This window comes from Arthrobacter sp. Soil_N43, assembly GCF_057655195.1.
On the sequence record NZ_JBDGML010000103.1, the window covers coordinates 22,688 to 47,404 of the forward strand.

General features: G+C 66.8%; 21 protein-coding genes and 2 pseudogenes. 10 read left to right on the forward strand and 13 right to left on the reverse strand.

Annotation, left to right across the window (positions count from 1 at the left end):
- Window positions 1-76 precede the first annotated feature (76 nt).
- Complete coding sequence (gene polA / locus AC3A3W_RS13850) at window positions 77-2,896, reverse strand: DNA polymerase I (protein WP_487443611.1); 2,820 nt, start codon at window positions 2,894-2,896, stop codon at window positions 77-79.
- On the opposite strand from polA, the gene AC3A3W_RS13855 reads away from it, so the two are divergent.
- Window positions 2,895-3,425: a hotdog fold thioesterase gene (locus tag AC3A3W_RS13855; protein WP_487443612.1), complete on the forward strand. Its 531-nt coding sequence runs from the start codon at window positions 2,895-2,897 to the stop codon at window positions 3,423-3,425. The two genes, polA and AC3A3W_RS13855, sit on opposite strands and share 2 nt — an antisense overlap.
- Before the next feature lie 52 nt (window positions 3,426-3,477).
- Here AC3A3W_RS13855 and AC3A3W_RS13860 read toward each other — a convergent pair whose 3' ends face one another.
- The 6 genes from AC3A3W_RS13860 to AC3A3W_RS13885 form a co-directional block, all read right to left on the reverse strand.
- Window positions 3,478-4,029 carry a dihydrofolate reductase family protein gene (locus AC3A3W_RS13860; RefSeq protein WP_487443613.1) on the reverse strand — a complete coding sequence of 184 codons (552 nt, stop codon included), beginning with the start codon at window positions 4,027-4,029 and terminating at the stop codon, window positions 3,478-3,480.
- 61 nt (window positions 4,030-4,090) lie between these two features.
- Complete coding sequence (locus AC3A3W_RS13865) at window positions 4,091-4,312, reverse strand: hypothetical protein (RefSeq protein ID WP_487443614.1); 222 nt, start codon at window positions 4,310-4,312, stop codon at window positions 4,091-4,093.
- A complete protein-coding gene (locus AC3A3W_RS13870; RefSeq protein ID WP_487443615.1) occupies window positions 4,309-5,538 on the reverse strand; it encodes an anion permease in 1,230 nt (409 codons plus the stop codon). The genes AC3A3W_RS13865 and AC3A3W_RS13870 overlap by 4 nt, the downstream gene beginning before the upstream one ends.
- Window positions 5,539-5,690: 152 nt before the next feature.
- On the reverse strand, window positions 5,691-6,215 hold the full coding sequence (locus tag AC3A3W_RS13875; RefSeq protein ID WP_487443616.1) for an HAD domain-containing protein: 525 nt from the start codon (window positions 6,213-6,215) through the stop codon (window positions 5,691-5,693).
- A gap of 137 nt (window positions 6,216-6,352) precedes the next feature.
- Window positions 6,353-7,603 (reverse strand): FAD-dependent oxidoreductase, encoded by a 1,251-nt coding sequence (locus AC3A3W_RS13880; protein ID WP_487443617.1) that lies wholly within the window; start codon window positions 7,601-7,603, stop codon window positions 6,353-6,355.
- Window positions 7,596-8,891 carry an MFS transporter gene (locus tag AC3A3W_RS13885; protein ID WP_487443618.1) on the reverse strand — a complete coding sequence of 432 codons (1,296 nt, stop codon included), beginning with the start codon at window positions 8,889-8,891 and terminating at the stop codon, window positions 7,596-7,598. The genes AC3A3W_RS13880 and AC3A3W_RS13885 overlap by 8 nt, the downstream gene beginning before the upstream one ends.
- A gap of 48 nt (window positions 8,892-8,939) precedes the next feature.
- Here AC3A3W_RS13885 and AC3A3W_RS13890 point away from each other — a divergent pair, with 48 nt between their 5' ends.
- The 5 genes from AC3A3W_RS13890 (at window position 8,940) to AC3A3W_RS13910 (ending at window position 15,042) form a co-directional block, all read left to right on the forward strand.
- Window positions 8,940-9,737, forward strand: a complete 798-nt coding sequence (locus tag AC3A3W_RS13890; RefSeq protein ID WP_487443619.1) for an IclR family transcriptional regulator — start codon at window positions 8,940-8,942, stop codon at window positions 9,735-9,737.
- A gap of 107 nt (window positions 9,738-9,844) precedes the next feature.
- Window positions 9,845-10,987, forward strand: coding sequence for a cupin domain-containing protein (locus tag AC3A3W_RS13895; RefSeq protein WP_487443620.1), 1,143 nt, complete (start codon window positions 9,845-9,847; stop codon window positions 10,985-10,987).
- Window positions 10,987-11,811, forward strand: coding sequence for a fumarylacetoacetate hydrolase family protein (locus AC3A3W_RS13900; RefSeq protein WP_487443621.1), 825 nt, complete (start codon window positions 10,987-10,989; stop codon window positions 11,809-11,811). Before AC3A3W_RS13895 ends, AC3A3W_RS13900 begins: the two co-directional genes overlap by 1 nt.
- The gene (locus tag AC3A3W_RS13905; protein ID WP_487443622.1) at window positions 11,811-12,563 is read left to right on the forward strand and encodes a maleylpyruvate isomerase family mycothiol-dependent enzyme; all 753 of its coding nucleotides are present in this window, start codon (window positions 11,811-11,813) and stop codon (window positions 12,561-12,563) included. The genes AC3A3W_RS13900 and AC3A3W_RS13905 overlap by 1 nt, the downstream gene beginning before the upstream one ends.
- Before the next feature lie 67 nt (window positions 12,564-12,630).
- A complete protein-coding gene (locus tag AC3A3W_RS13910) occupies window positions 12,631-15,042 on the forward strand; it encodes a phosphoketolase family protein (RefSeq protein ID WP_487443623.1) in 2,412 nt (803 codons plus the stop codon).
- A gap of 27 nt (window positions 15,043-15,069) precedes the next feature.
- Here AC3A3W_RS13910 and AC3A3W_RS13915 read toward each other — a convergent pair.
- The 3 genes and pseudogenes from AC3A3W_RS13915 to AC3A3W_RS13925 form a co-directional block, all read right to left on the reverse strand.
- Window positions 15,070-15,444: pseudogene (locus tag AC3A3W_RS13915) on the reverse strand (hypothetical protein); the annotation flags it as partial.
- Between the two features lie 38 nt (window positions 15,445-15,482).
- A complete protein-coding gene (locus AC3A3W_RS13920; protein WP_487443624.1) occupies window positions 15,483-15,914 on the reverse strand; it encodes a VOC family protein in 432 nt (143 codons plus the stop codon).
- Between the two features lie 116 nt (window positions 15,915-16,030).
- Window positions 16,031-16,891: a DUF6528 family protein gene (locus AC3A3W_RS13925; protein WP_487443625.1), complete on the reverse strand. Its 861-nt coding sequence runs from the start codon at window positions 16,889-16,891 to the stop codon at window positions 16,031-16,033.
- Between the two features lie 184 nt (window positions 16,892-17,075).
- On the opposite strand from AC3A3W_RS13925, the gene AC3A3W_RS13930 reads away from it, so the two are divergent.
- Window positions 17,076-17,696: an L-threonylcarbamoyladenylate synthase gene (locus tag AC3A3W_RS13930; protein WP_487443626.1), complete on the forward strand. Its 621-nt coding sequence runs from the start codon at window positions 17,076-17,078 to the stop codon at window positions 17,694-17,696.
- A gap of 6 nt (window positions 17,697-17,702) precedes the next feature.
- Here AC3A3W_RS13930 and ligD read toward each other — a convergent pair whose 3' ends face one another.
- On the reverse strand, window positions 17,703-18,725 hold the full coding sequence (gene ligD / locus AC3A3W_RS13935; protein WP_487443627.1) for a non-homologous end-joining DNA ligase: 1,023 nt from the start codon (window positions 18,723-18,725) through the stop codon (window positions 17,703-17,705).
- A gap of 216 nt (window positions 18,726-18,941) precedes the next feature.
- On the opposite strand from ligD, the gene AC3A3W_RS13940 reads away from it, so the two are divergent.
- Entirely contained in the window at window positions 18,942-19,283 is a 342-nt protein-coding gene (locus tag AC3A3W_RS13940) for a YciI family protein (protein WP_487443628.1), read from the forward strand.
- A gap of 54 nt (window positions 19,284-19,337) precedes the next feature.
- On the opposite strand, the pseudogene AC3A3W_RS13945 reads toward AC3A3W_RS13940, so the two are convergent.
- Window positions 19,338-19,679, reverse strand: a pseudogene (locus tag AC3A3W_RS13945) (carbonic anhydrase); the annotation flags it as partial.
- Window positions 19,680-19,843: 164 nt separating this feature from the next.
- Between AC3A3W_RS13945 and AC3A3W_RS13950 the strand changes: the two are divergent.
- Both AC3A3W_RS13950 and AC3A3W_RS13955 read left to right on the forward strand, forming a co-directional pair.
- On the forward strand, window positions 19,844-21,757 hold the full coding sequence (locus tag AC3A3W_RS13950) for an alpha-amylase family protein (RefSeq protein ID WP_487443629.1): 1,914 nt from the start codon (window positions 19,844-19,846) through the stop codon (window positions 21,755-21,757).
- Window positions 21,758-21,796: 39 nt separating this feature from the next.
- On the forward strand, window positions 21,797-22,459 hold the full coding sequence (locus AC3A3W_RS13955; RefSeq protein WP_487443630.1) for an alpha/beta hydrolase family protein: 663 nt from the start codon (window positions 21,797-21,799) through the stop codon (window positions 22,457-22,459).
- Between the two features lies 1 nt (window position 22,460).
- Here the strand turns inward: AC3A3W_RS13955 and AC3A3W_RS13960 are convergent, their stop codons facing one another.
- Window positions 22,461-24,638 carry an elongation factor G-like protein EF-G2 gene (locus AC3A3W_RS13960; protein WP_487443631.1) on the reverse strand — a complete coding sequence of 726 codons (2,178 nt, stop codon included), beginning with the start codon at window positions 24,636-24,638 and terminating at the stop codon, window positions 22,461-22,463.
- Window positions 24,639-24,717 lie beyond the last annotated feature (79 nt).

Sequence of the window (24,717 nt, forward strand, 5' to 3'; positions counted from 1 at the left end):
GAACCGAAATGAAGTGAACCGAAACAAACGGGATGCGCAGGGCGCCTGCCATGGCGCCCTGCGCATCCTGAATTACCTAGTGGCCGGCGTCGTACCAGCTGGCGCCTACGCCGATCTGCACATCCAGGGGAACGCTCAGCTGCGCAGCTGAGCCCATCTGTTCCGTGACCAGTTTCTCGACCGCCTCGCGTTCGCCGTTGGCCACCTCCAGCACCAGTTCATCGTGCACCTGCAGTAGCATGCGCGATTTGAGCCCCTGGGCCGCCAGTTCGGCGTGCACTCCCAGCATGGCCCGCTTGATGATGTCTGCGGCGGACCCCTGGATGGGCGAGTTGAGGGCGATGCGCTCGGCGTTTTCCCGCATCTGCCGGTCCGTGCTCGTGAGATCCGGCAGGTAGCGCCGCCGCCCTTCGATGGTCGACGTGTAACCGTCGATCCTGGCCTGGTCCACCACTCCCCGGAGGTAGTCGCGGACGGCGCCGAACCGGTCGAAGTAATTCTTCATGAGCGTCCTGGCCTCATCGACCGAAATTTCCAGCTGCTTGGACAGCCCGAAGGAGGTCAGGCCGTAGGCCAGGCCGTAGGACATCGCTTTGACCTTGGAGCGCATGGCGCTGGTGACCTCTGCCGGCGGCACGTGGAAGATGGAGGAGCCCACGAAGCGGTGCAGGTCCTCGCCCTGGCGGTAGGCCTCAATCAGCCCCGCGTCACCGGACAGGTGGGCCATGATGCGCATTTCAATCTGCGAGTAGTCCGCGGACAGCAGGCACTCGTAACCGTCGCTGACCACAAAGATGCCACGGACCCGGCGGCCCTCCTCGCTGCGGATTGGGATGTTCTGCAGGTTGGGATTGTTGGAGGAAATGCGTCCCGTGGCCGCGACGTTCTGCGCGTACGTGGTGTGGATGCGGCCGTCTTCGGCCACGGACTTCTTGAGCGTCTCCACCATCTGGCGCAGCTTGGCCGATTCCCGGTGGGCCATCAGCTGGACCAGGAATTCGTGGCCCGTCTTCTCCAGCAGGTTCTTCAGCGAGGCGGCGTCTGTGGTGTAGCCCGATTTGATCTTCTTCGTCTTGGGCAGCTGCAGCTCGTCGAACAGCACCGTTTGCAGCTGTTTCGGGGAGCCCAGATTCACCTCATGACCGATGGCCGCAAACGCACGCTCCTGGGCGTCGTCGATCACCCTGGCGAGGTCCGCCAGCTGCTCGTCCATCAGCTCCATGGAGACGGAGATGCCGGTATGCTCCATGTCGGCCAGGACCCGGCTCACCGGCAGTTCCAGCGTGGCCAGCAGTTCTTCCGCCTTGCGTTCCCGCAGTTCCGACTCGAAGAACCGGCTCAGTTTGTGGACGACGGCGGCGACCTGGACCAGAGCCCCCGACGCCGCGGCGGCGTCGTCATCGAACGACAGTTCCAGCTGGCCGGCTTTGGCGGCCTCCGGGGAGACGTGGATGTTCAGGTGGTACTGGGCCAGTTCGGCCAGCTCGTAGGTGCGGCGGTCGGGCTGGATGAGGTAGCCGGAGATAGAGGTGTCGTCCACCACCCCTTCCAGGCCGAGCCCGCGGTTGTTCAGTGCTTTCAGGGCCGCTTTGTAGCCGTGCATGACCTTCGGGGAGTCCGCGTCCCGGAGCCACTGGGCCAGAACGTTTTCCGCCTCGGCGTCCAGTGAGGTGAGGTCGATGTAGGCGGCGGCGTCGTCCCGCACGATCGCGACGGCGTCGGCGTCCTCGCCGATCCTGCCCGGCAGGACATCGACGGCAAGGGCAGACCGCTCGCCGGCGCCGGCGGCGAGGAAGGCCCGGAGCGCGTCCGCGCCGGTCAGCGTGGCGAAGTCCCGCGTCTCCAGGGTTTCGCGTTCCGCTTCCGGGGTGTCGCTGGCATACAGGTCGAAGAGCCGCGTGCGGATGGTTTTGAACTCGAGAGTGTCAAAGAGCTCCTCGAGCGCCTCCTGGTTGGGCCGAGGATCGGCGAGCTCGTCCAGCGTCACCGGCAGGTCAAGGTCGGTGTGGAGCCTGTTCAGCTTGCGGTTGCGCTTCACCGAATCAACGTTCGCCCGCAGCGCGTCCCCCACCTTCCCGCCGATGGCGTCAACGTGCTCCAGGACTCCTTCGAGCCCGCCATAGAGGTTGATCCACTTGGCGGCCGTCTTGGGACCCACACCTGGCACTCCGGGGAGGTTGTCGGCGGTCTCCCCCACCAAGGCAGCGAGGTCCGAATACTGCGCGGGCGAGACAAAGTACTTTTCCTGCACTGCCGCGGCATCCATGCGGGGGATGTCGCTGACGCCCTTCCGGGGATACAGCACAAAGACGTTGTCGGTGATCAGCTGGAACGCGTCACGGTCACCCGAGACGAGCAGGACTTCGTAGCCGGCCTTTTCACCCATGGCCGCCAGCGTGGCCAGGATGTCGTCCGCCTCATAGCCGGGCATCTTGATGGTCTTGATGCCCCAGGCGCCCATCACCTGGTCGATGAGGTCGATCTGGCCGCTCATCTCCCGGGGAGTCTCATTGCGGCCGCCCTTGTATTCGCTGTACTCGGCCTTGCGGTGAGTGGTGTCGTCCGAGACATCGAAGGCCACCGCGATATGCGTGGGCTTCTGTTCCTTGATCAGGTTGATGAGCATGGACGTGAAGCCGTGGATCGCGTTGGTGTGCTGGCCCCGGGCGGTTGAGAACTTGTCGGCCGGAAGGGCAAAGAAAGCCCGGAAGGCCATGGAGTGACCGTCCAGCACCAGAAGGCGGGGCTGATCCGTCAGGGGAATGACCGGGGCCTCGGTGGCCGACGCCGACGGGCCGGCAGGCGAGGACACCGCGATGTCCTGAAGGGTTTCGGTTGTGGACGGGAAGGGGGCCGGTTTGGTTGTTTCACTCACAGGTGCCAGCCTAGTTGCCATGATGGACAATTTCACGCCCGGCGGCCCTGCCGGAGGGGAAGCCCGGGAGGCCCTGCCGCCGAAAGCGGCGCGCGCCGGCGAAGAAGCGCGGTTCAAGGATGAACTCCTGGCAGCCGGGGTTCCCGAACACCTCCACGACTGGCTTGGCGGGTTCGGCATCGGCGCCCTGGTGGTGAAGATGGGGATCCGGTTCCTGGAGATGAGCCCCGAACGGACGGTAGCCACCATGCCGGTGGAAGGGAACACCCAGGTGGCCGGAATTCTCCACGGCGGCGCCCACGTAGTGCTGGCCGAAACGTTGGGGTCCTTCGCGGCAGGGATGCACGCGGGGCCGGGCAGGCAGGCACTGGGCATCGAAGTGGGGGCAACGCATCACCGGGCCATCGCGTCAGGAACCGTGACAGGCACCTGCACGGCCATCCATCTCGGCCGGACGCTGACCACTCATGAGATTGTCATGACTGACGAGCAGGGCCGCAGGCTCTCCACGGCCCGCCTCACCAACCTGATCCGGGACATCACCCAGTAGCCGCTCTGGGACATCGCTCAGTAGCCGCTCCGGCGACTGGCTGCTCCGGCGCCTAGGCCGGAGTTTCCCCGAAACGGTAGCGGAGCTCAACGATGCCCCGCCCCTGGGTGCGGGACTCCGCCAACTCAAGCGGCGGCGTCGGCCCTTTCAGCGGCAGCAGCCGCTTTCCGTGTCCCAGGACGACGGGGATGATCGAGACGATCAGCTCATCCAGCAGGCCGGCGTCGGTGAACTGGGCGGCGAGCTCACCGCCTCCGACCACCCAGACGTTCTTGCCTCCTGCGTCGCCGGTGAAGTCGCCGGCGAATTCAGTGACGTCACCGCGGACGAACGTGACGTCCGCACCGGGCGGGGCACTGAATTCGTGGTGCGTGAATACCCAGCAGGGCGTGTCGGGGTACGGCCAGTTGCCGGGCTCATGGTCCATAAGCCACTGGTAGGTGGTGCCGCCCATGACGATGCAGCCCACGCCGGCCATGAAGGAGTCGTAGCTTTCTTTGCCGCCTTCGAACCCGTCGAACTGCAACAGCCACGCAAGGTCATCGTCGGCCGTGGCGATGAACCCGTCGAGGGATGACGCCACGTAGTACTGGACACTGGACATGGGCTCAGCCTAGCGATTCGCACGCCGGGTTCACAGAGCGCCAGGCGACGGCCGCTGAACCCTATCCGCTGAAGTAGGGAATGATCAGGTAGAGCCCGAACAGCACCGCAACTCCGCACAGGCCGAAACAGATGTAGGCGAAGTAGCGGACCCATGCCGGGGCGGTGGTCTGGCTGTCCCCGGCAATGGCGGTGAGGCGGACGCCCAGGGAATACAGGACCACGACGGTTACCGCGGCTGTCAGCGTGGCACCCGCCACGGTGAGGAGTTCCAACCACTTCATCGCTGCGCATCCTTCGGCTTGTTCGCCTTGGCGCGCTCGGCGGCGCGTGCCCGGGCGAGGGCTTTCTTCTTGGCGAAGCGGACTGCCTGCCCTGCTTCTTCGACCTCCACCGCGTTATGGTGGCCAACCTGGGACTTGCGTGAGACCAGGAACATGTACAGCACGGCTGCCGTTCCGGCCACGGCCGCGATCACCACGCCGACGACGCCCGTCTTGACCAGGATGGCGGTCAGGGCACCGACAATGCCCGCCGCGGGAAGGGTGAAGAGCCAGCCAAGGGCGATGCGCCCCACCATGCCCCAGCGGACGGTGGTCCCCTTGCGCCCCATGCCCGAACCGATCACGGATCCGGACGCCACCTGCGTGGTGGAGAGGGCGAATCCCAGGTGCGAGGAGGCGAGAATGGCGGAGGCGGTGCTGGATTCGGCCGCGAAACCCTGGGCAGGTTTCACCTCTGTCAGTCCGGCGCCCATGGTCCTGATGATCCTCCAGCCACCTGCGTACGTGCCGATGGCGATGGCGAACGCGCAGGCGGCGATGACCCAGAACTGCGGGCCCGATCCGGGATCCTGCGTTCCCGCGGCAATCAGCACAAGCGTGATGATGCCCATGGTCTTCTGGGCGTCGTTGGTGCCGTGCGCCAGTGCCACGAGGCTGGACGTAAAGATCTGGCCTGTCCGGAAGCCGCCGCGTTTCTGCGTGAGCTTGCTGCCCGTTTCGGGATCATGCCGGGAGGTGAGCGCGTAGGCCACGCGGGTGCAGATGTAGGCCACGATGCCGGCGATGAGGGGGGCGAAAATCGCCGGCAGGATGACCTTCTGCAGCAGCGACTCCAGATTTATGGAATGGAATCCGATGCCGGCAGCCGCGGCGCCGATGAGCCCGCCGAAGAGGGCGTGCGACGAGCTCGAGGGCAGTCCCTTGAGCCAGGTGATCATGTTCCAGAGGATCGCGCCCATGAGCCCGGCGAATATGATCTCCGGCGTGATCTGGATGCCGTCGTTACCCTCCCGGATAATGCCGCCGGAAACGGTCTTGGCCACTTCCGTGGACAGGAACGCCCCCACCAGGTTCAGGACCGCTGCAAGTGCAACTGCCGTCTTCGGTTTGATGGCACCGGTGGCGATGGGCGTTGCCATCGCATTCGCGGTGTCATGAAATCCGTTGGTGAAGTCGAAAAATAAGGCCAGTCCTATGACCAGCGCCACCATTAAGGTGATATCCACCTGTTGCCCAATCTGCAGAGTCGACGATCAGCAGTTCCACTTTCCCCGGCTGCATGCAAGGCACAGTTCACCAATTGTTCACGCGATGGGACTTGTGGTGGCTGCAGAACGGGTTTGAAACCCTATAGATCGTACGCGCCACGCACTTGAGATCAAACCCGGTCCTCGGCGAAGGCCCGAATGGCATCGAGCTCCCCGGGCGAGAGCCCGCGTCTCGGATCGGGGGAAACCAGCAGCGCGCGCCCGCGCAGGAACCTGGCCCAGGACTGGGCGCGCCCTTCGAAGGCAAGCTGGTCGTCCACCCAGATGATCCGTTCGGGACGGCTGAACTCGACGTCGGCCTGGATGGCGTCCAGCTTCCACCAGTCCGCTCCGCCTCCGGCGCCGTCCGCGGTCAACACCGGCCATTCCCCGCCGGCGAGCCCGGTGGCCGGGCACAGGACCGCGGGCGCCAGTTCCTCCCAGCTGGTCAGCCAGACGCAGCGCAGGCCCGGCGTTGGAGCCAGCATGTTCAGCTCATCCACCAGCTCCGCCGCGTAAGCCACCTCGAGCATGCCGGCGTAGGCGTACCTCCAGGCCGAACCCCACGGCGTCCGTCCGGTCGCACCAAACGGGCACACCACGCCGTCGACGTCGAGGTAAAGCGCCACCCTCTCCGCTGCACCGTCCTGTCCCACGGCATGTGTCCTTCCTGCGCGGCACCTCCCGGGCCCTCCAGCCAACGCTACGGATCAGGGGTGCCGGTGGGCAAGGGCACCCGGGGCGGCCGGGACACTGCGTGTGTCTGTCCGGCCGCCCCGGCGCCGGGCGGGGCTTAGGCAGCCGCCCTGACGCGTGCAGCGGGGGCCTCCGTGGCCGGCACGCCCTCATTGGCCTGGCCGTACAGCCAGTCGTTGTACTGGAAGTCTCCGTCCCTGCGGCTCTTGAAGAGCAGGTTCCGCAGGGTCCGGGCAAGTCCCGAAACATGCCACGATTCGCCCCACACACGGGCCGTACGCTGAACTCGGGCCGTCCGTGCTGCCCGCTTGGCATTGAACTCGGCGATGGCAGCGTCCCAGGCACCCGCGTCCACGCCGTTCTCAGTGAAGACGGTGCCATGGCTGACATCCTGCAGCACTGCGGCGTCCTCAAGGGCTTGGCACGCGCCCTGGGCGAGGTATTGCAGCATTGGGTGGGCGGCGTCGCCCATGAGGACCAGGCGGCCGGCAACCCAGTTCGCGATGGGGTCGCGGTCGTACATGGGCCAGCGGATGCCGGTGGCCAGGTTTTTGAGGGCTTCCCGGACGGCAGGGACGCAGTCCTGGTAGGCGGCCTCGAGTTCGTCCACGCCGCCGTACTGCTCCTCGCCGCGCTCGAAGGACGGTGACTTGAAAACAGCAACGGTGTTCAGCAGCTCACCCTTGCGCAGCGGGTACTGCACGAGGTGGCAGTCCGGCCCGAGGTAGACAATCACGTCTTCCAGATCCGTGGCGGGCGTGTTCTCCGTGATGGGGACGGTTCCGCGGTAGGCAACATAGGACGACGAGACGGGTCCGTCCTGCGCCACCGCCGGACGGAGGGTGGACTTGAGCCCGTCGGCGCCGATCACGACGTCGGCCTCGTAATCGGCGCCACCGGCGGTGTGGGCAACGCCGCGGCCCTTGACGGTCTCCACGCTTTCCACCGTGACGTCGTTGACGAGGCGGACGCCGGCCTCCTGGCAGGCTTCAAGGAGGACCCGGTGCAGGTCGCTGCGGTGGATGACAACGTACGGGGCGCCGTAGCGTTCTTCGAACTCGCCACCAAGCGTCTGGCGGGTCAGTTCTTCGCCGGTGACGGCATCGCGGAAGACGAGGTGCTTGGGCCGGACCCCTATCTCGAGCGCCTTCTCAAGGAGTCCCCAGCGCTTCAAGACCCGGGAGGCGTTGGGGGCCATCTGCAGGCCGGCACCGACTTCGCCGAATTCTGGCGCGCGTTCAACCAGCGTTACCTCGGCGCCGTTCGCGCGCAGCGCCAGGGCTCCGGCCAAGCCGGCCATTCCCCCGCCGATAACGAGGACATCCGTGGACGGTTTCGGGTCAGACATTGCTTGCTCCTACTGAAGTTGAGGGTTTTGTGGTGATTTTGATGCCGATGGCTCCGAGCAGAACGGCTGCCACGGCGGCTGCCCCGGCGAACGCCAGGAAGTTCGAATTGACGCCCAGGCCGGCTGCGAGCAACAGCCCTCCCACCTGGGGCGCGGCGACGGCGCCGATGCGTCCGACGCCGAGCGCCCAGCCCAGGGCGGTGCCGCGGAGATGCGGCGGGTAGTGGCTGGCCACTGCGGCGATGACCAGGCACTGCGTGCCGTGCGTTCCGATGCCGGCCAGGACCAGCATCAGATAGACGACGGTGACGGGAGGTCCCGCCACCAGGACCACCAGGGCGGCGGCGGCCACGGCGGCCGCCGCTATCGCCGTCGGTATGGGGCCGAAGCGGGTGCCGGCCCAAGCGGTGATGACCGAGCCCGCGACGGCGCCGAGGTTCAGTGCAAGGGCGAAGGTCAGCGCGGAGCCCAGGTTGTAGCCTGCCAGCTGCATGAGGTTGGGCAGCCAGGTGCCCAGTCCGTACCAGGCGAAGAGCGTCACGAGGGTGGCGATGGCGAACAGCACGCTCATGCCCAGGAATGGGGCCCGGAGCAGGGAACCAAAGCCAGCGGGCTCCTTGGCCCCGCCACCGGCCTGGGCGGGAGCCAGGGTCTCGGGCAGGTAGCAAACACCCAGCGGGATCACCACCACCAGCGCCAGCACAGCGATGAGGAACATGACGGGCCAGCCGAAGGCGGGAATCAGCGGGATGCCGACCAGCGCGGCAATCGAACCGCCGATCGGGACCCCGGACATCATCAGGGTGGCGATGGTGGACCGCCATTTTGCGGGTACCAGTTCCGCCACGAGGGCGTTGGCCGAGGGAACCAGCCCGCCAAGGCCGATGCCGGCCAGCAGCCGCAGGCCGCCGAACACCGGGGCGTTCGGAGCAAAGGCGCACAGGATGGTGAAAACGGAGAACAGGATTGCGCAGCCGAGGATGGTCCGGCGGCGTCCCCACGTATCGGACATCCTGCCGGCGAAGATGGCGCCGATCATCATTCCCACGAAAGCCATCGACCCGACCGTCCCGGCCGTCGCCTTCGTGAGCCCCCATCCGGTGTCATTGATGAGCGAGGACTGCACAGTGCCGTAAACGATGAGATCGTAGCCGTCGAAAACGACCAGCAGCCAGCAAACCAGAACTGCCATGGCAGATTGCCTGGAGAACCGGGGCGAGGGCCCGGTGGAAGCGTCTGCGCCGTGGGTGGACCGCTCCGGCGCTGCAGCGGAAGGTGTGTGATTCATCCCACCACTGTCACGGCAGGTGCCCGGTGGCGCCTATAGAATTCTGCTATGCAGAACTCTCCGCTCCAGAAGAAGCCCACCTACTCCATTGAGGCAGTGGACAACGCACTTCAGCTGCTGCAGCTGCTGCGCGACGGCGGGAGCCTGCGGCTGAAGGATGCGGCAAGCGAGCTCGGGGTAGCGCCCTCCACGGCTCATAGGCTCCTGGCCATGCTGGTCTACCGCGGCTTCGCCGTGCAGGACGAATCCCGGCGCTATGTGCCGGGGCCGGCGATGGGCGCCGGACCGGCCGGCGTCAGCTGGACGCGTCTCTTGCGGGAGCTGGCCCGCCCCCACATGGAGCTGCTGTGCTCCCGCGTCAACGAGTCGGTCAACCTGATGATCCGTGTGGGAACGAAGGTCCGGTTCCTGGACACTGTGGAAAGCACCAACGCCCTCCGTGTGGGTGACCGCCAGGGCACTGTCCTTCCCGCGAACAAGGCTTCGGGCGGAAAGGCGATGCTGGCAGAGCTCGAGCCTGCAATGCTCGAACAGCTGTTCCGCAGCCAGAACGCGGAGATCGGCGGAGACAGCATTCCGGACGACGAGTTTCCGGCATTCCTGCGCGAGCTGGACACCATCCGCAGCAACGGCTTTGCTGCCAACTTCGAGGGAACCGAGGAAGGAATCAGCGCCCTGGGAATGGCACTCCATAACCGGAAGGGTGACGTAGTGGGAGCCATCAGTGTCGCCACGCCTGTGGCCAGGTTCCGAAAGCTGTTCGACGCCGGACTCGTGGGCGTCATGCTCGAGACCCGCCGCCAGCTGGAAATCGACATCGCAGCGAATCCGGCGGAACCGGACTGAGCACACCAATAGATTCTGTCTAGCAGAATGTGTTGGAGGCTTCCGGACGCGCCTCTCTAATGTCGGAAATGCGCCCAACGTATTCCGCACTCAACGAGGAGGCCCCCGTGTCCATCAGCGCCGAGAATCCCACGCATGAATCTGTTGCCGCCGGGCTGTCCGTTCCGGAGCCGACACCGGAGGAGGCTGCCCAGCTGGATCAGCTCTACCGCGACTTCGAGGCGGAGAACCTCATCCCTCTGTGGACGGAGATCGGGGATCTCATGCCGATGGTCCCCACCCCGAAGGCCGTGCCGCATGTGTGGCGCTGGAGCGATTTGTATCCGCTGGCAGCGCGCGCCGGTGACCTGGTGCCGGTGGGCCGCGGCGGTGAACGCCGGGCCATTGCCCTGGCGAACCCGGGCCTGGCGGGCACGCCGTATGCCACCCCGACGCTGTGGGCGGCGATCCAGTACCTGGGCGCCCGCGAGACCGCGCCGGAGCACCGGCATTCGCAGAACGCCTTCCGGTTCGTCGTCGAGGGCGAAGGTGTCTGGACTGTCGTCAACGGGGATCCGGTGGCGATGCGGCGCGGCGATTTCCTGCTGACCCCGGGCTGGAATTTCCACGGCCATCACAACGACACCGACCAGCCCATGGCCTGGATCGACGGGCTGGACATCCCGTTCGTGCACTACGCCGACGCCGGGTTCTTCGAGTTCGGCACCGAACGCGTCACCGACGAGGCCACCCCGGACATCTCCCGCTCCGAGCGGCTCTGGGCCCACCCCGGCCTGCGCCCGCTCTCCGGACTCGATGACACCACCAACTCCCCCATCGCCGCGTACCGCTGGGAACACACCGACGCGGCGCTCCGCGAACAGCTCCTGCTCGAGGACGAGGGCCATCCGGCCACCTTGTCCCAGGGCCACGCCGCCATCCGGTACTCGAACCCGACCACGGGCGGGGACGTGATGCCCACCATCCGGGCCGAGTTCCACCGCCTCCGCGCCGGCGCGTCCACCGAGGCCGTCCGGGAGGTCGGCTCCAGCGTCTGGCAGCTCTTCGAAGGCACCGGCTCCGTGGTGCTGAACGGTGAAACCCGGGCCCTGGCGAAGGGCGACCTGTTCGTCGTCCCGTCCTGGCAGGAATGGTCCCTGCAGGCCGAGACTGGCTCTCAAACAGAGTTTGATTTGTTCCGTTTCAGCGACGCCCCCATCTTTGAACGCCTGAACTTCAACCGCACCTACACCGAAGGACGCACCAAGTAATGAGACTCCTCACCCTCCGCACTTCCGAAGGCACGACGGCGGTCCGCCAGGACGGCGACACCCTGACCGAGATCGACGGGTTCGCCGACATCGGCGCACTGCTGCAGGATCCCGCCTGGGAAACCACCGCCAAGGCGGCCAGCGGCGCCACGCACCCGATCGACGGCGCGGACCTCGCCGCCGTCGTGCCCTCCCCGGGCAAGATCATCTGCGTGGGCCACAACTACCGCAACCACATCAAGGAAATGGGCCGGGAGGTCCCCGAATACCCCACCCTGTTCGCCAAGTACGCCGAGTCCCTGATCGGCCCGAACGATGACCTGGCCCTGCCACAGGAATCGGACACCGTGGACTGGGAAGCCGAACTCGCCGTGGTCATCGGCAAGAAGGGCCGCCGGATCAGCGAAGCCGACGCCGCCGAGCACATCGCCGGGTATGCCGTGCTGAACGATGTGTCCATGCGGGATTACCAGTTCCGCACCATCCAGTGGCTGCAGGGCAAGACCTGGGAGAAGTCCACCCCGTTCGGCCCCGCCCTGGTCACCAAGGACGAGTTCAGCGCCGGTCCGCTGATGACCTCGGCCGTCGACGGGGAGATCCAGCAGAGCACCCCCACCGGAGACCTTGTCTTCACCCCGGAATTCCTGGTCTCCTACATCTCCACCATCATCACGCTGAACCCTGGCGATGTGATCGCCACCGGCACCCCCGGCGGCGTGGGCCACGCCCAGGACCCCAAGCGCTACCTGCAGGAAGGTCAACTCCTGGTCACCACCATCGAGGGCCTGGGCCAGCTGAACAACCGCGTGGTCAAGGAAGCCTGATGGCCGCCCGCACCGACCAAACCACCGACCCGCGCCTGCAGGACGCACTCCTGCAGGCGCGGCGCGGCACGGCGTTCTTCGCCCGCAAACTCAACGAACTCACCGACGCAGAGCTCGACGGCGGCACCCTGCTTCCGAGCTGGACCCGCCGCCACGTCGTGGCCCATGTGGGCTACAACGCCCGCGCCATCGCGCGGCTGGTCGAGTGGGCCGCCACCGGAGTCGAGACACCGATGTACGCCTCCACCGAGGCCCGGAACCATGAAATCGACTTCGGCGCCACGCTGTCCCCGACCGCGCTGCGGAACCTCTTCGACCACTCCGCCGTGCACCTGTCCGTCGAATGGCGCGACCTGCACGCCGACGCCTGGCACCACAAAGTCAAAACCGCCCAGGGCCGCATCGTCCCGGCCGAAGAAACAGTCTGGATGCGCACCCGCGAAGTCTGGGTCCACGCCGTGGACCTCAACAACGGCGCCACCTTCACCGACATCCCCGAGCCCGTCCTCACCCGGCTCCTCCGCGACATCACCGCAGCCTGGCGGACCCGCGGCACCGACACCGGCCTCGTAGCCAACGTGACGGGCACGGACCTGACGTTCGGCGACACGCTCGCCGGGAACCCGACGATCATCACCGGGCCACTGGCCGCCCTCGCGCAATGGGCCACCGGCCGCGGCACCCAAGGGGTCACAGCTACACACAACGGATCCCCACGAGCGGAAGTGCCGGCCGCGCCGCCGTGGATCTGAGGTTCCAAAATCCCGGAGGATAGACTGTGCCCGTCAGCGCTGGAGCAGATCCGACGAGAGGCAGGGCATGGGCACCACCGATGCGGCCGAAGCCATTTCCCCCGATGAACTTGACCTGCTGCACCGGTACTGGAGCGCTGCGAACTACCTCACGGTGGCCCAGATCTACCTCCAGGAGAATGCGCTGCTGCGGGAACCGCTGGCACCGGAGCACATCAAACCGCGGCTGCTCGGCCACTGGGGCACCGGCCCCGGACTGTCCCTGATCTACGTGCATCTCAACCGTCTGATCAGGCGGACCGGCGCGGAGGTCCTGTTCCTTGCGGGCCCTGGCCACGGCGGGCCGGCTGTGGTGGCGAACGTGTACCTCGAAGGCACGTATTCCGAGGTCTACCCGGAGATCAGCCAGGACGCGGCCGGGCTGCGGCGTCTGGCCCGCCAGTTTTCGACCCCCGGCGGCATCGGAAGCCATGCGGGCCCCGCCACACCCGGATCCATCCATGAGGGCGGCGAGCTCGGCTATTCCCTGATGCACGCGACCGGCGCCGTCATGGACAACCCCGGGCTGATCGCTGCCTGTGTGGTGGGCGACGGAGAGGCCGAAACCGGTCCCCTGGCGGCGTCATGGGATGCGCCCTTCTTCCTCAATCCGGCCAGGGACGGCGCCGTCCTGCCGATCCTCCACCTCAACGGGCACAAGATCTCGGGGCCCACCGTGTTGGGCCGCCGCTCCGACGGTGACGTCGAGGCCCTCCTGCATGCCCACGGCTGGGCTCCCGTCACGGTCTCCGGCGACGACCCCCAACGGGTCCACGGTCAACTGGCCGCCGCAGTCGACCGCGCGTATGCCGATATCCGCCGTTTCCAGGAGGCTGCCCGCAGCAACGGTGTGACCGGCGCCGCCCGCTGGCCGGCCATCATCCTGAGGACTCCCAAGGGTTGGACGGGACCGGAAACCGTCGACGGCAGCCCGGTGGAAGGAACGTTCCGTTCCCACCAGGTGCCGCTGTCAGGGGTCCGGGACAATCCTGAGCACCTTGCCCAGCTCGAACACTGGATGCGTTCCTACCAGCCCGGAACACTGTTTGACGCCGACGGCAGGCTGGTTCCCGAGCTGGCGGCCCTGGCTCCGGAGGGTGCACTGCGGATGGGATCCGTACCGCCCGCGAACGGCCTGCCCTCCGTTCCGCTGGAGATCCCTGATCTGGCGCAGTACGCCGTGGATCCCGGCGAGCGCGGCTCCACCAGCAAGGAAACCACCAAGCCGCTCGGCGAACTGTTCCGCGACCTTTACCGGAGCACGGAGGACGACCCGCGGTTCCGGCTCTTCTGCCCTGACGAAACCAACAGCAACCGCCTGGGGGCTGTCTTCGAGGCGAGCGACCGCTGCCTGCTGCTGCCGCCCGGCGGCGGCGACGCCGCGGGGTCCAGTGACCATGTCTCCCCCGATGGCCGCGTGATGGAGGTGCTCTCCGAGCACCTGTGCCAGGGCTGGCTCGAGGGGTATCTGCTCAGCGGGAGGCACGGTTTCTTCGCCAGCTATGAAGCCTTCGCCATGGTCAGCGCCTCCATGACAGTCCAGCACGCCAAATGGCTCCAACACGCGCGGGAACTGGACTGGCGCTCCCCCGTTCCGAGCCTCAACATCCTGCTGACGTCCACCTGCTGGCGCAATGACCACAACGGGTTCAGCCACCAGGGGCCGGGCCTCATCGATACGGTGCTCTCCCTCTCCGGCGAGGTGACGCGCATCTACCTGCCGCCGGACACCAACACCCTGCTGGCCGCGGCAGAACACGCGCTGCTCAGCACCGACTACGTCAACCTTGTGGTGGTGGACAAACAGTCGCATCCGCAATACCTCACGCTGGACGAAGCCCGGGCCCATGCCGAGGCAGGCGCCTCGCGCTGGGACTGGGCCGGCAACGAACCGACGGAGGGCACGGCTGACCCGGACATCGTCCTCGCCTGTGCCGGCGACATACCCACCGAGGAGACGCTGGCGGCCGCCTGGCTGCTGCAGCGCCACGTCCCCGATGCCCGTGTCCGCGTGGTCAACATCATGGACGCCATGGTCCTCCCGCCCCGCCAGACCCACCCGCACGGCCTCGACGGCGGCACCTTCAGCGCCCTGTTCACGGAAGGATGCGATGTCGTCGTCGCCTGGCACGGCTATGCCCGATCCTTCCACCAGCTGCTGCACGGGCGGCCCAACCCGGAACGGTTCCATGTGCGCGGGTACAGCCAGCAGGGCACTACCACCACCCCCTTCGACATGGTGGTGCTGAACCGGATGAGCCGCTACCACCTCACTCTCGAAGCGCTGCGGCGCATGCCGCGCCGGCTCCCCGGGGCCGAGGACCTGGCTGAGCTGTGCAGCCGGCAGCTGGACGCCCACGCCCGGTACATCCGCGAGTGTTTCGAAGACCTCCCCGAAATCCGCAACTGGACCTGGACGCCGCCGGCTCCACCCGAGTAAGCACGTCCTACGGTTTGTTCCGAAGGATCAGATGGCAGCCGACGAACCAGTGCCGAGCATCCGGGCGACCTTTTCCTCGAGTGCTGCCCGTGTGGCATCGGGCAGAACGATAAGGCCCTCCAGCTCGTGCCGCGCACGCCTGTATGCCGTCTGCCGTTCCGCAGGTGTGACAGCCTCGTCCTCGGCGATGCGCAGCAGCTTCCTGGCCGTGGCCAGCCGGTGGCGCTCGCCCGCGGAAAAGTTGCTGTGCCTGATCCTTCGGGCTTCACGCTCGGCAACGTCGAACGCGACTTCAAAACTGCGGACCGCGGCCCGGTATTCGTCCAGGCGTGACTTGCTCAGGATGTCCGACTGGCTCGAGGGGCGCAGTCCGTCAGCGTGACGTTTGGCCTCGAGAGACGCAGCCAGCCTGGACCGCGCCCGTCGCCCGGAAGTAGGGGTCAGGCAGTCGGCGCCTGCTGGGCTCCGGTGATGTTGACCAGCCAGGCAATGCCGAACCGGTCCGTGCACATGCCGAACGTGTCGCCCCAGGGCGCGGGCTCCAGCGGTACCGTGACGGAGCCGCCCTCGCCGGAGAGCTTGTCCCAGTAGCCGCGCAGTTCGGTTTCGTCGTCGCCGCTGAGCGAGACGGAGATGGTGTTGCCCGGCGTGTAGTCCATGCCCGCAGGCGTGTCCGCGCCCATGAGGACGAGCCCGTTGCCGGACGTCAGCATCCCGTGCATGATCTTGTCCGCCTCCGCCGGGTCTTCGCTGGCATGGAAGTCGCCGAAGGTGCTGAGGGCCAGGTCGCCGCCGAAAACCGACTGGTAAAAGGTCATCGCATCGCGGGCGTTGTCGCGGAAGCCGAGGTAAGGGTTGAGCACGGTAGGCACAGCATTCTCCTTTAAGTCGGGACAGTCGGGATGGCCGCTGGTGTGGCGGACCGCACTACACATGTTGCCGGAAACGGGCATTCCTTCATAGGGGTTCACGGGTGTTGCCGTGGCGGTCACTCGTAGTCCGGGCTGAAGATCCTGGCCTTGTAGAAGCGTGCCTCGGGCCAGCCGCGCTCGTGGGTCGGCGTCCCCAGGTCCTTGCCGATGCTTACCCGTGTGCCCATCTCGCCTGTTTTGGGTGAACCGACCACCCAGATGTACTCCTTGGTGACGGAGTGCCGGGCGATGGACTTGACCCGCCCCTTGGCGCAGATCGGGTCGCTGATGACCTTGTCGTTGCTGTTGACGTCGTAGCGGTAGACGCCCTTGCTGTCGGCAAGCAGGAGGTGGCCGCGCTTGGTGAAGTCGGGTTGCAGGTCATGACCCATTTTGGCGGCGGGATGGTCGATGACCACTTCGCGCCAGACGTCGAGGTCAGTGTTCTGGCCGGACCCCTTGACCTTGTAGCCGACGAGTTTGCCGTCGCCGAGCACCCACAGGACTCCTTGGGAAACCTCGTTCTTGGTGCGCGGATCCCAGAGGGTGCCATGGGCGCCCGGGAAGCTCCAGGAGTTGACCTTTTCATAGCTGTCGAAGTCGTCGATCGAGTCCGGGTTCTTCGGGGAGTAGAGCTGGAGGTTCTTGCCGCCCTTCGAGCTGGCGGTGAGGATCGAGCCGTTGTGCGGGATCCTCTCGATGGAGTGCGGATGGTCATCCGGGTAGGCCTGCCAGATCAGGTCATTGTCGAAGTCGGTGTGTTCGCCGCGCCTGACCTGGACGATTCCGGCGGCACCGCCGGAGGCGCAGACCAGCGCGATCCGCCCCCGCGCCTGGGTCTTGCGGATCTTGACGTCGGACAGGTCCGACCACCACTTCTTGCCGGGCGAGGGTCGTCGGCTTGCTGAGGTTTCCGAGCGTGTCGGCAGCCAGGTCAAAAATGGCCATAGTTTCCCCCCACGGGAATCTCAGATCTGCCGGCACCGGATGACGCCGGACACCTTATCCACCCTGACGGAATCGGCGGAGATATGTCCAGTCGGTGCAGTAAATGAATGCCGGTTTCTGCTTGACTTGCGTCTCCCGATACCCCGCGGCTCCTGGTGCCCGTAGGCTCTAGCCATGGCGAGATACTTTGATGTGCACCCCGAAGACCCCCAGCCGCGCGCGATTGCCCAGATCGTGGACCTGCTCCACTCCGGCGGACTGATCGCGTACCCCACAGACTCCTGCTACGCGCTCGGGGCGCAGCTGGGCAACAAGGAGGCGCTGGACAGAATCCGCACCATCCGTCAGCTCGACAGCAAGCACCACTTCACACTGGTCTGCAGGGACTTCGCCCAGCTGGGGCAGTTCGTGAACATCGGCAACGACGTGTTCCGCAGCATCAAATCCGTGACACCGGGCAGCTACACGTTCATCCTGCCGGCCACCAAGGAGGTGCCGCGCCGGCTCCTGCACCCGAAGAAGAAGACCGTGGGTGTGCGCATTCCGAACCACCGCTTCGTCCAGGCGCTCTTGGCCGAACTGGGTGAACCGTTGCTTTCCAGCACGCTGCTGCTGCCGGACGAGGAGGAGCCCCTGACCCAGGGCTGGGAAATCAAGGAGCGGCTGGACCACGTGGTGGACGCCGTTGTCGATTCCGGTGACTGCGGGGCCGAGCCGACGACGGTCATCGACTTCTCGAGCGGCGCCGCCGAGGTGGTGCGCAGGGGAACCGGCGATCCCTCGCGGTTCGAATAGGGCGCTCTACTCCGGCTTCTTGGCCCGGCTCGGCTGCACGCGGGGCGGTTCGCCCGGCATCTTGGGGTAGTCGGGCGGGAACGGCAGTTCGCCCAACCCATCGTTGATGTCCCGCTCCCACCAGCCGAGCAGCGTATCGACGGTCCCGGGGTTGGCGCTCATGTCCGCCCACGGGTCGCCCACGGTTCTTAGCCGCTCGGGCACGGTGAGGATGGTGAAGTCCTTCGGGTTGACGCCTTCCAGCTCGTCCCAGCTGATCGGGCAGGACACGGGGGCATGCGGAAGCGCCCGGGGACTGTACGCGCCGGCGATGGTGCGGTCACGGTTGGCCTGGTTGAAGTCCAGGAAGACGCGTTCGCCGCGCTCTTCCTTCCACCAGTTGGTGGTCACCTTGTCCGGCATCCGCCGCTCGAGTTCCCGCGCGGCGGCGATCACTGCATGGCGCACGTCGAGGAATTCCCGCTTCGGCTCGATCGGGGCGTAGACATGCAGGCCGCGGTTCCCTGAGGTCTTGATGAACGCTTCCAGCCCCGCTTCCGACAGCACGTTTCGCAGCTCCTGGGCGGCGGGGACGGCGTCATCGAAGTCCGTGCCGGGCTGGGGGTCAAGGTCAATGCGCAGCTGGTCCGGGTTGTCCGAGTTCTCGGCGCGCGAAGGCCACGGGTGGAACACGACGGTGTTCATCTGCACGGCCCACACCGCGGCCGCAGGCTCGTCCAGGACCAGCTGGGGATGCGAGCGGGCGCTCGGATAGACCACCTTGACGGACCGGATGAAGTCCGGCGTCCCCTTCGGAGGGTTCTTGGAGAAGAACTGATCGCCGTCGACGGTGTCCGAAAACCGCTGGAGCGACACCGGCCGGTCACCGTTGGCCCGGATGAAGGCCTCGCCGACGTCCACAATGTAGCGCGCCAGGTCCAGCTTCGTCAGGTCCAACTCGGGCCAAAGGACCCGGCTGGGGCTCGAGATCCGCATGTCGCGGGGGCCGTTGGGGCCGTCTACGGTAAGGGTGGTCTGTTCGCTGGCCATGGGGACAACCTACCCCGGCCTGGACCGCTGCGTCAGCACCCTTCCGCCCAGCGCGTTGGGCCACTGCTGCCGCCCGGCAGGCCAGACACAAGTGTCGGTCGCGGCGCTCGACCTTGACCACATGCCGGGCGCCGGCGCCATAATCGGGCTGGGCACCAGAGCGGTGCCGCAGAGAAGAGCCGACGGATGGCGCCGCCGGAGCAGAGGAGTCCTCGAATGACGAAGTACCTGATCTCGTTCCCCAGTGAGGCCATGGTGGTCCCCGAGGAGGACTTCGACGCGGTGGTCGACTCCTCGCATGCCGTCATCGAGGAAGCCAAGGCGGCGGGCGTGTATGTCTTCGGCGGCGGGATCGATGAGGACGTAGACCCAGTGCTCGTGGCCGGTGACGGCACCGTCACCGAGGGCACGTACCCGGGCCACAAGGTCCCCAACGGCGGCTACACCGTTCTGGAGCTGCCCTCGCGGGAGGCGGCACTCGAGTGGGCCGCGAAGATCGCCGTCGCCTGCCGCTGCCCGCAAGAGCTCCGGCAATTCGGGTACGACCCGGCCAGCTGACGGGGCAGCCCCAGCCAGAGTCGGCCGCGCGCCGTGCGAGCCGCTTTGGCTGCTTTACAGGACGCCGGATGTGGAGACGAGCTGCGCCCGGCCCTCTTCGAGCCGGTAAGCGACGGCGATCACCGCGGTCGAGTAATCGTCCACGGCGTCGAAGATCACCCGTGAACTGTCCAGCAGCCGGCGAACGGTTTGCTTGGCATGTTCGACCACCATGTCGTTGACGTCGGTCTTGTCCTCACGCAGCGAGCTCAGCACCGATGGTGTGATCCGTTCAACCGGGTCGCGGATGTGGCCCGATGGCACCTCCCCGGTTTCCACGGCCTCTTTCGCGGCCGTGACGGCGCCGCAGTTGTCGTGTCCGAGGACGACGATCAGCGGGACGTTCAGCACCGAGACAAGCAGGCGCTGCCATGCATCGTACGGGCTGATTCGTCTGCTCACCCTGCTTACTTTACGGGGGCGCAGGCGCAGGGCCTGTTGCGGCGTCAGGTAGAAACCGCAAGGATGTGAACTGACCCGGCGCCCTCTGGCGCCCACCGTCGTCGAAGGGGACACTCTCCATGGTTGAATCCGCCAGTCTGGACCAGACAGCCGGCCAGCAGGTGCTCAGCGCCGTCGCCGGGCAGGTGGATATTCCGCGGGGAAGCAGGGACTGGGCAGACTTCGAGCGGCGCTTCGACCGCCATTTCCCCGACCTGGCCCGGCTGTTCCATTCCCTTTACGGCCCACGGCCCGACTTCCAGGACCAATTGGAATCCCTCGTGCTGGAAACCGCACGTTCCTGGCAGGACCGCCCCACAGATCTGAAAATGCTGGACGCGGAACGGGAAGGCAGCGGTGACTGGTTCCAGTCCAACCGCATGCTCGGCGGGGTCTGCTATGTGGACCGGTACGCCGCCGACCTTGAGGGTGTCCGTGCACGGATCCCCTACTTCAAGGAACTCGGCCTCACCTACCTGCACCTGATGCCGCTCTTCCTGGCCCCCGAGCCACTGTCCGACGGCGGCTACGCCGTGTCCAGCTACCGGGAAGTCAACCCCAAGCTCGGGACGATGGAACAGCTGCGCGAACTGGCCGTCGAACTGCGCGCCAACGGCATCAGCCTCGTGGTCGACTTCATTTTCAACCACACCTCCAATGAGCACGAGTGGGCCCGCAAAGCCGGTGCGGGCGATCCGCGCTACAGCGACTACTATTGGATCTTCCCCGACCGGACCATGCCGGACGCCTTCGAGCAGAACGTGCGCGAGATCTTCCCGGAGGACCACCCGGGCTCATTTGTGCCGCTGCCGGACGGCCGCTGGGTGTGGGCGACGTTCCACACTTTCCAGTGGGACCTGAACTATTCCAACCCGGAGGTATTCCGGGCCATGGCCGGCGAGATGCTCTTCCTCGCCAACCAGGGGGTGGAGATCCTGCGGATGGATGCCGTGGCGTTCATCTGGAAGCAACTCGGCACGACGTGCGAGAACCTGCCGGAAGCCCACACGCTGCTGCAGGCCTTTAATGCGGTTTGCCGGCTCGCTGCCCCGTCGCTGCTCTTCAAGTCCGAAGCCATCGTCCACCCCGACGAAGTGGCCCTGTACATTGATCCGGCCGAGTGCCAGCTCTCCTACAATCCTCTGCAGATGGCGCTGATCTGGGAGGCGCTGGCCACCCGTGACGTCTCCCTGCTTTCGCAGGCCCTCGAGCGCCGCCACAACATTCCGGCGGGAACATCCTGGGTGAACTATGTGCGCAGCCACGACGACATCGGCTGGACATTTGCCGATGAGGACGCCGCCGAGTTCGGGATCAACGGCTTCGACCACCGCCGCTTCCTCAACTCCTTTTACGTCAACCGCTTCCCGGGCAGCTTCGCCCGGGGCGTGCCGTTCCAAGACAATCCGCGCACGGGTGACTGCCGCATCTCCGGAACCACTGCCTCGCTGTGCGGCCTCGAGGACGGCTCGGCGGAGGCGATCCGCCGGATCCTGCTCGCCCATTCGGTGACCTTCAGCACCGGCGGCATCCCCCTGCTGTACCTGGGCGATGAGGTGGGCCAGCTCAACGATTACGACTATGCGCTCGAAGAGGGCCACGACGCGGACAGCCGATGGGTGCACCGGCCGCAGTTCCCCGCGGAGCGGTACGCCAACCGGACTGATCCGGCCACCCCGGAGGGTGCCATTTTCACCGGGCTGCGGAGGATGGCGGCCGTCCGCGCCGCCACCCCGGAACTGGCCGGGACGCGGCTGGTCCCCTTCACCACGAACAACCCCGGAGTACTGGGCTACCAGCGGCCCGGGGACGGGTCACTGGTTCTGGCGCTGGCAAACTTCAGCGACGGACCCGCGGTGATTTCGGCCGAGACGCTGTCCGGATTCGACGCAGTGGCGCGGGACCTGTTTTCCGACGATGACGTCCGCATTGACGAGGGCATCGTCCTGCGCCCGCAGGATTACGTCTGGCTCAGGGTGGTGCCGGCCGGCTGAGCGGGCGCGCCGCACTCGGGTATCCGGCATCATGGACTCATGCCACTTGCTGAATCCCCTGTCACCATTGATGTCGGCGACGTCCGGGTCTCCGGTGTATACGCCCGCCCGGACAACCCCTTCGCGACGCTGGTGGTTGCGCACGGGGCGGGCGCGGGCATGGAGCATCCGTTTATGAGCGGCTTCACCCGCGCACTTAACGACGACGGCGTCGCCACCTTGCGCTTCAACTTCCCCTACCGTGAGGCCGGCAGGAAGTTTCCCGACCGGCCGCCGGCCGCGATCGCCGCGTGGCGGGCCGCCATGGACGCGGCCCGGTCCCGGTCGGAGGGCGAACCGTTGTGGGCGGCAGGCAAGTCCTTTGGCGGCCGCATGGCATCCATGGCGGTAGCTGAAGGCATGCCCGCCTCCGGCCTGGTCTATCTCGGCTACCCGCTGCACCCGCCGGGCAAGCCGGAGAAGCTGCGCGACGAGCACCTGTACGGCCTGGAACTGCCGATGCTGTTCCTACAGGGAACGCGCGACACCTTCGCGACGCCCGAACTGCTTGAGGGCGTCGTTTCCCGCGTGGGACCAAACGCCACCCTGCACTGGTGCGAGGGCGGCGATCATTCCTTTGCCGTGGCAGGACACAAGCGCGGCGCGGCCGAGATCGGCGCGTCCCTGGCACCAGCGGCTGCGGCCTTCCTGCGCCGCGCCTGATTCAGGCGTTGGCGGCAGCCGGTGCCACGTTGCCCGGCACGGGCTCGTGCCGCAGGTAACTGCGGCGGAAGCGGCCGGTCCCGGCCGTCAGCGAACGCAGCTGGACGGCGTAGCGCAACAGTTCGCCGTCGGGCACCTCGGCGGTGACCTCGGTGCGTTCGCCGCCTGCCGACGTCGTTCCTGTCAGCCGCCCGCGGCGGGAAGACAGGTCGCTCATCACCGGCCCGACGTACTCGTCCGGGGTGCTGATGGTCACGGCGGAGACCGGCTCAAGCAGCTGGATCCGTCCGGCGGCCGCCGCCTCGCGCAGCGCCAGCGCGCCGGCGGCCTGGAACGCGGCGTCCGACGAGTCGACGCTGTGGGCCTTGCCGCCGACCAGGGTCACCCGGATGTCCACCACCGGGAAGCCGGCCGAAACTCCCTTTTGCATCTGGGACCGGACGCCTTTTTCGACTGACGGGATGTACTGGCCGGGAACCACTCCGCCCACGGTCTTGTCGATGAATTCGAACCCTGCGCCGCGGTCCAGGGGTTCCACCTCGATGTCGCAGATCGCGTACTGCCCGTGGCCTCCGGACTGCTTGACATGGCGTCCGTGGCCGGCGGCGGGTGCGGCAAACGTTTCCCGCAGCGGCGTCACCACCGGTACCGTCTGCAGCTTCACCCCCTGGTCGCGCAGCCGGTCCAGCACCACCTCGCCGTGGGCCTCCCCCATGCACCACAGGATGAGCTGGTGCGTTTCGGCGTTGCGTTCCACCCGCAGGGTCGGGTCGCCGGCCGCCACTTTCCCGAGGCTCTTGGCGAGGGCGTCCTCATCGCTGCGCGAGGCTGCCTCTACGGCCACGGGCATCAGGGGCTCCGGCATGTCCCAGGACTCCACCAGCAGCGGGCGCTCCTTGGCCGAGATGGTGTCCCCTGTCTCGGCATTGGCCAGCTTGGCGATCGCGCAGATGTCGCCGGCCACGCAGGAATTCACCGGCTTCAGGCTGGCTCCCACCGGCGAGTAGAGGTGCGTGAGGCGTTCGTCGCTGTCGTGGTCCTCATGGCCCCGCTCGGACAGCCCGCGACCGCCGACGTGCACCGCCGAATCCTCCCGCAGGGTGCCGGAGAAGACGCGGACCAGGCACACCCGGCCCAGGAACGGATCAATGGTGGTGCGCACCACTTCTCCTGCCAGCGGCCCCGCCGGATCGCAGGTCAGGCCCACCGGCGCCCCGGCAAGATCGGTTGCCGCGGGCAGCTCACGCTCCGCCGGCGAGGGGAAAGCGCGGGTCAGCATGTCCAGCAGTTCGGCTACTCCGAGTCCCGTCGTCGCCGAGGTTGCGAGCACAGGGAAGAAGGACCCGCGGGCCACGGCGGTCTCGAGGTCAGCCACCAGGATGTCGACGTCGATGTCCTCGCCGCCGAGGTAGCGGTCCATCAGCGTCTCGTCTTCGCTCTCCGAGATGATGCCTTCAATGAGCGCCCCGCGTGCCGCCTCCGATTCAGAAAGCTCGTCGGGGCTGGCCTCCCGCTCCGCCGGGACCGGGTCGCCGTCCGTGTAATCCGCTACCGTCCCGGAGAGCAGCCCCAGCAGACCGGTGATCTCCGTACCGGTGCGCACCGGAAGGTAGGCCGGCACCACCGAGTCGCCGAAGGCCCGCTGGCATGCGGCGAGGGTCGCTTCGAAGTTGGCCCGCGGATGGTCCAGCCGGCTGATCACCACCGCCCGCGGCACTCCGAGCTGGTCACACTCCGCCCACAGCGCCGTGGTGGCCGCATCGATGTCATCCAGGGCGGAGACCACGAACAGCGCCGCATCGGCTGCGCGCAGCCCGGCGCGCAGCTCGCCCGTGAAATCCCCGTACCCCGGCGTGTCCAGGAGGTTCACCTTGATGCCGTCGTACAGCAGCGGGGCCACCGAGAGCACCACGGAGCGCTGCTGGTGGATTTCGGAGGGTTCCGCGTCGCTGACCGTATTGCCGTCCTCGATCGAGCCCATCCGCGAAATGACGCCGGTGGCCGCCAGCAATGCCTCAAGCAGCAGCGTCTTTCCCGCTCCCGAGTGGCCCACAAGCGCAATGTTGCGGACCTTCTCCGGCGCGTCGGCCTGCATCCCCGCGGACGCATCGGCCCGACGAAGGTCCGTACTGCCGCGGCCGGGGCCCTTGCCCCGGCCATTTGTGCCTTTCAGGGACATGACCATCTCCCGGCGTCCTAGTGCTGAGCCGCCATGCGGCCTTGGTAAGTCGATTCGACACCCTGAGGCGGCCGGACAG

Coding starts and splice junctions, on each gene's coding strand:
- AC3A3W_RS13855 (WP_487443612.1), top strand. CDS start 2,895: ATGATGGACAATTTCACGCCCGGCGGCCCTGCCGGAGGGGAAGCCCGG.
- polA (WP_487443611.1), bottom strand. CDS start 2,896: ATGGCAACTAGGCTGGCACCTGTGAGTGAAACAACCAAACCGGCCCCC.
- AC3A3W_RS13860 (WP_487443613.1), bottom strand. CDS start 4,029: ATGTCCAGTGTCCAGTACTACGTGGCGTCATCCCTCGACGGGTTCATC.
- AC3A3W_RS13865 (WP_487443614.1), bottom strand. CDS start 4,312: ATGAAGTGGTTGGAACTCCTCACCGTGGCGGGTGCCACGCTGACAGCC.
- AC3A3W_RS13880 (WP_487443617.1), bottom strand. CDS start 7,603: ATGTCTGACCCGAAACCGTCCACGGATGTCCTCGTTATCGGCGGGGGA.
- AC3A3W_RS13885 (WP_487443618.1), bottom strand. CDS start 8,891: ATGAATCACACACCTTCCGCTGCAGCGCCGGAGCGGTCCACCCACGGC.
- AC3A3W_RS13890 (WP_487443619.1), top strand. CDS start 8,940: ATGCAGAACTCTCCGCTCCAGAAGAAGCCCACCTACTCCATTGAGGCA.
- AC3A3W_RS13900 (WP_487443621.1), top strand. CDS start 10,987: ATGAGACTCCTCACCCTCCGCACTTCCGAAGGCACGACGGCGGTCCGC.
- AC3A3W_RS13905 (WP_487443622.1), top strand. CDS start 11,811: ATGGCCGCCCGCACCGACCAAACCACCGACCCGCGCCTGCAGGACGCA.
- AC3A3W_RS13910 (WP_487443623.1), top strand. CDS start 12,631: ATGGGCACCACCGATGCGGCCGAAGCCATTTCCCCCGATGAACTTGAC.
- AC3A3W_RS13930 (WP_487443626.1), top strand. CDS start 17,076: ATGGCGAGATACTTTGATGTGCACCCCGAAGACCCCCAGCCGCGCGCG.
- ligD (WP_487443627.1), bottom strand. CDS start 18,725: ATGGCCAGCGAACAGACCACCCTTACCGTAGACGGCCCCAACGGCCCC.
- AC3A3W_RS13940 (WP_487443628.1), top strand. CDS start 18,942: ATGACGAAGTACCTGATCTCGTTCCCCAGTGAGGCCATGGTGGTCCCC.
- AC3A3W_RS13950 (WP_487443629.1), top strand. CDS start 19,844: ATGGTTGAATCCGCCAGTCTGGACCAGACAGCCGGCCAGCAGGTGCTC.
- AC3A3W_RS13955 (WP_487443630.1), top strand. CDS start 21,797: ATGCCACTTGCTGAATCCCCTGTCACCATTGATGTCGGCGACGTCCGG.
- AC3A3W_RS13960 (WP_487443631.1), bottom strand. CDS start 24,638: ATGTCCCTGAAAGGCACAAATGGCCGGGGCAAGGGCCCCGGCCGCGGC.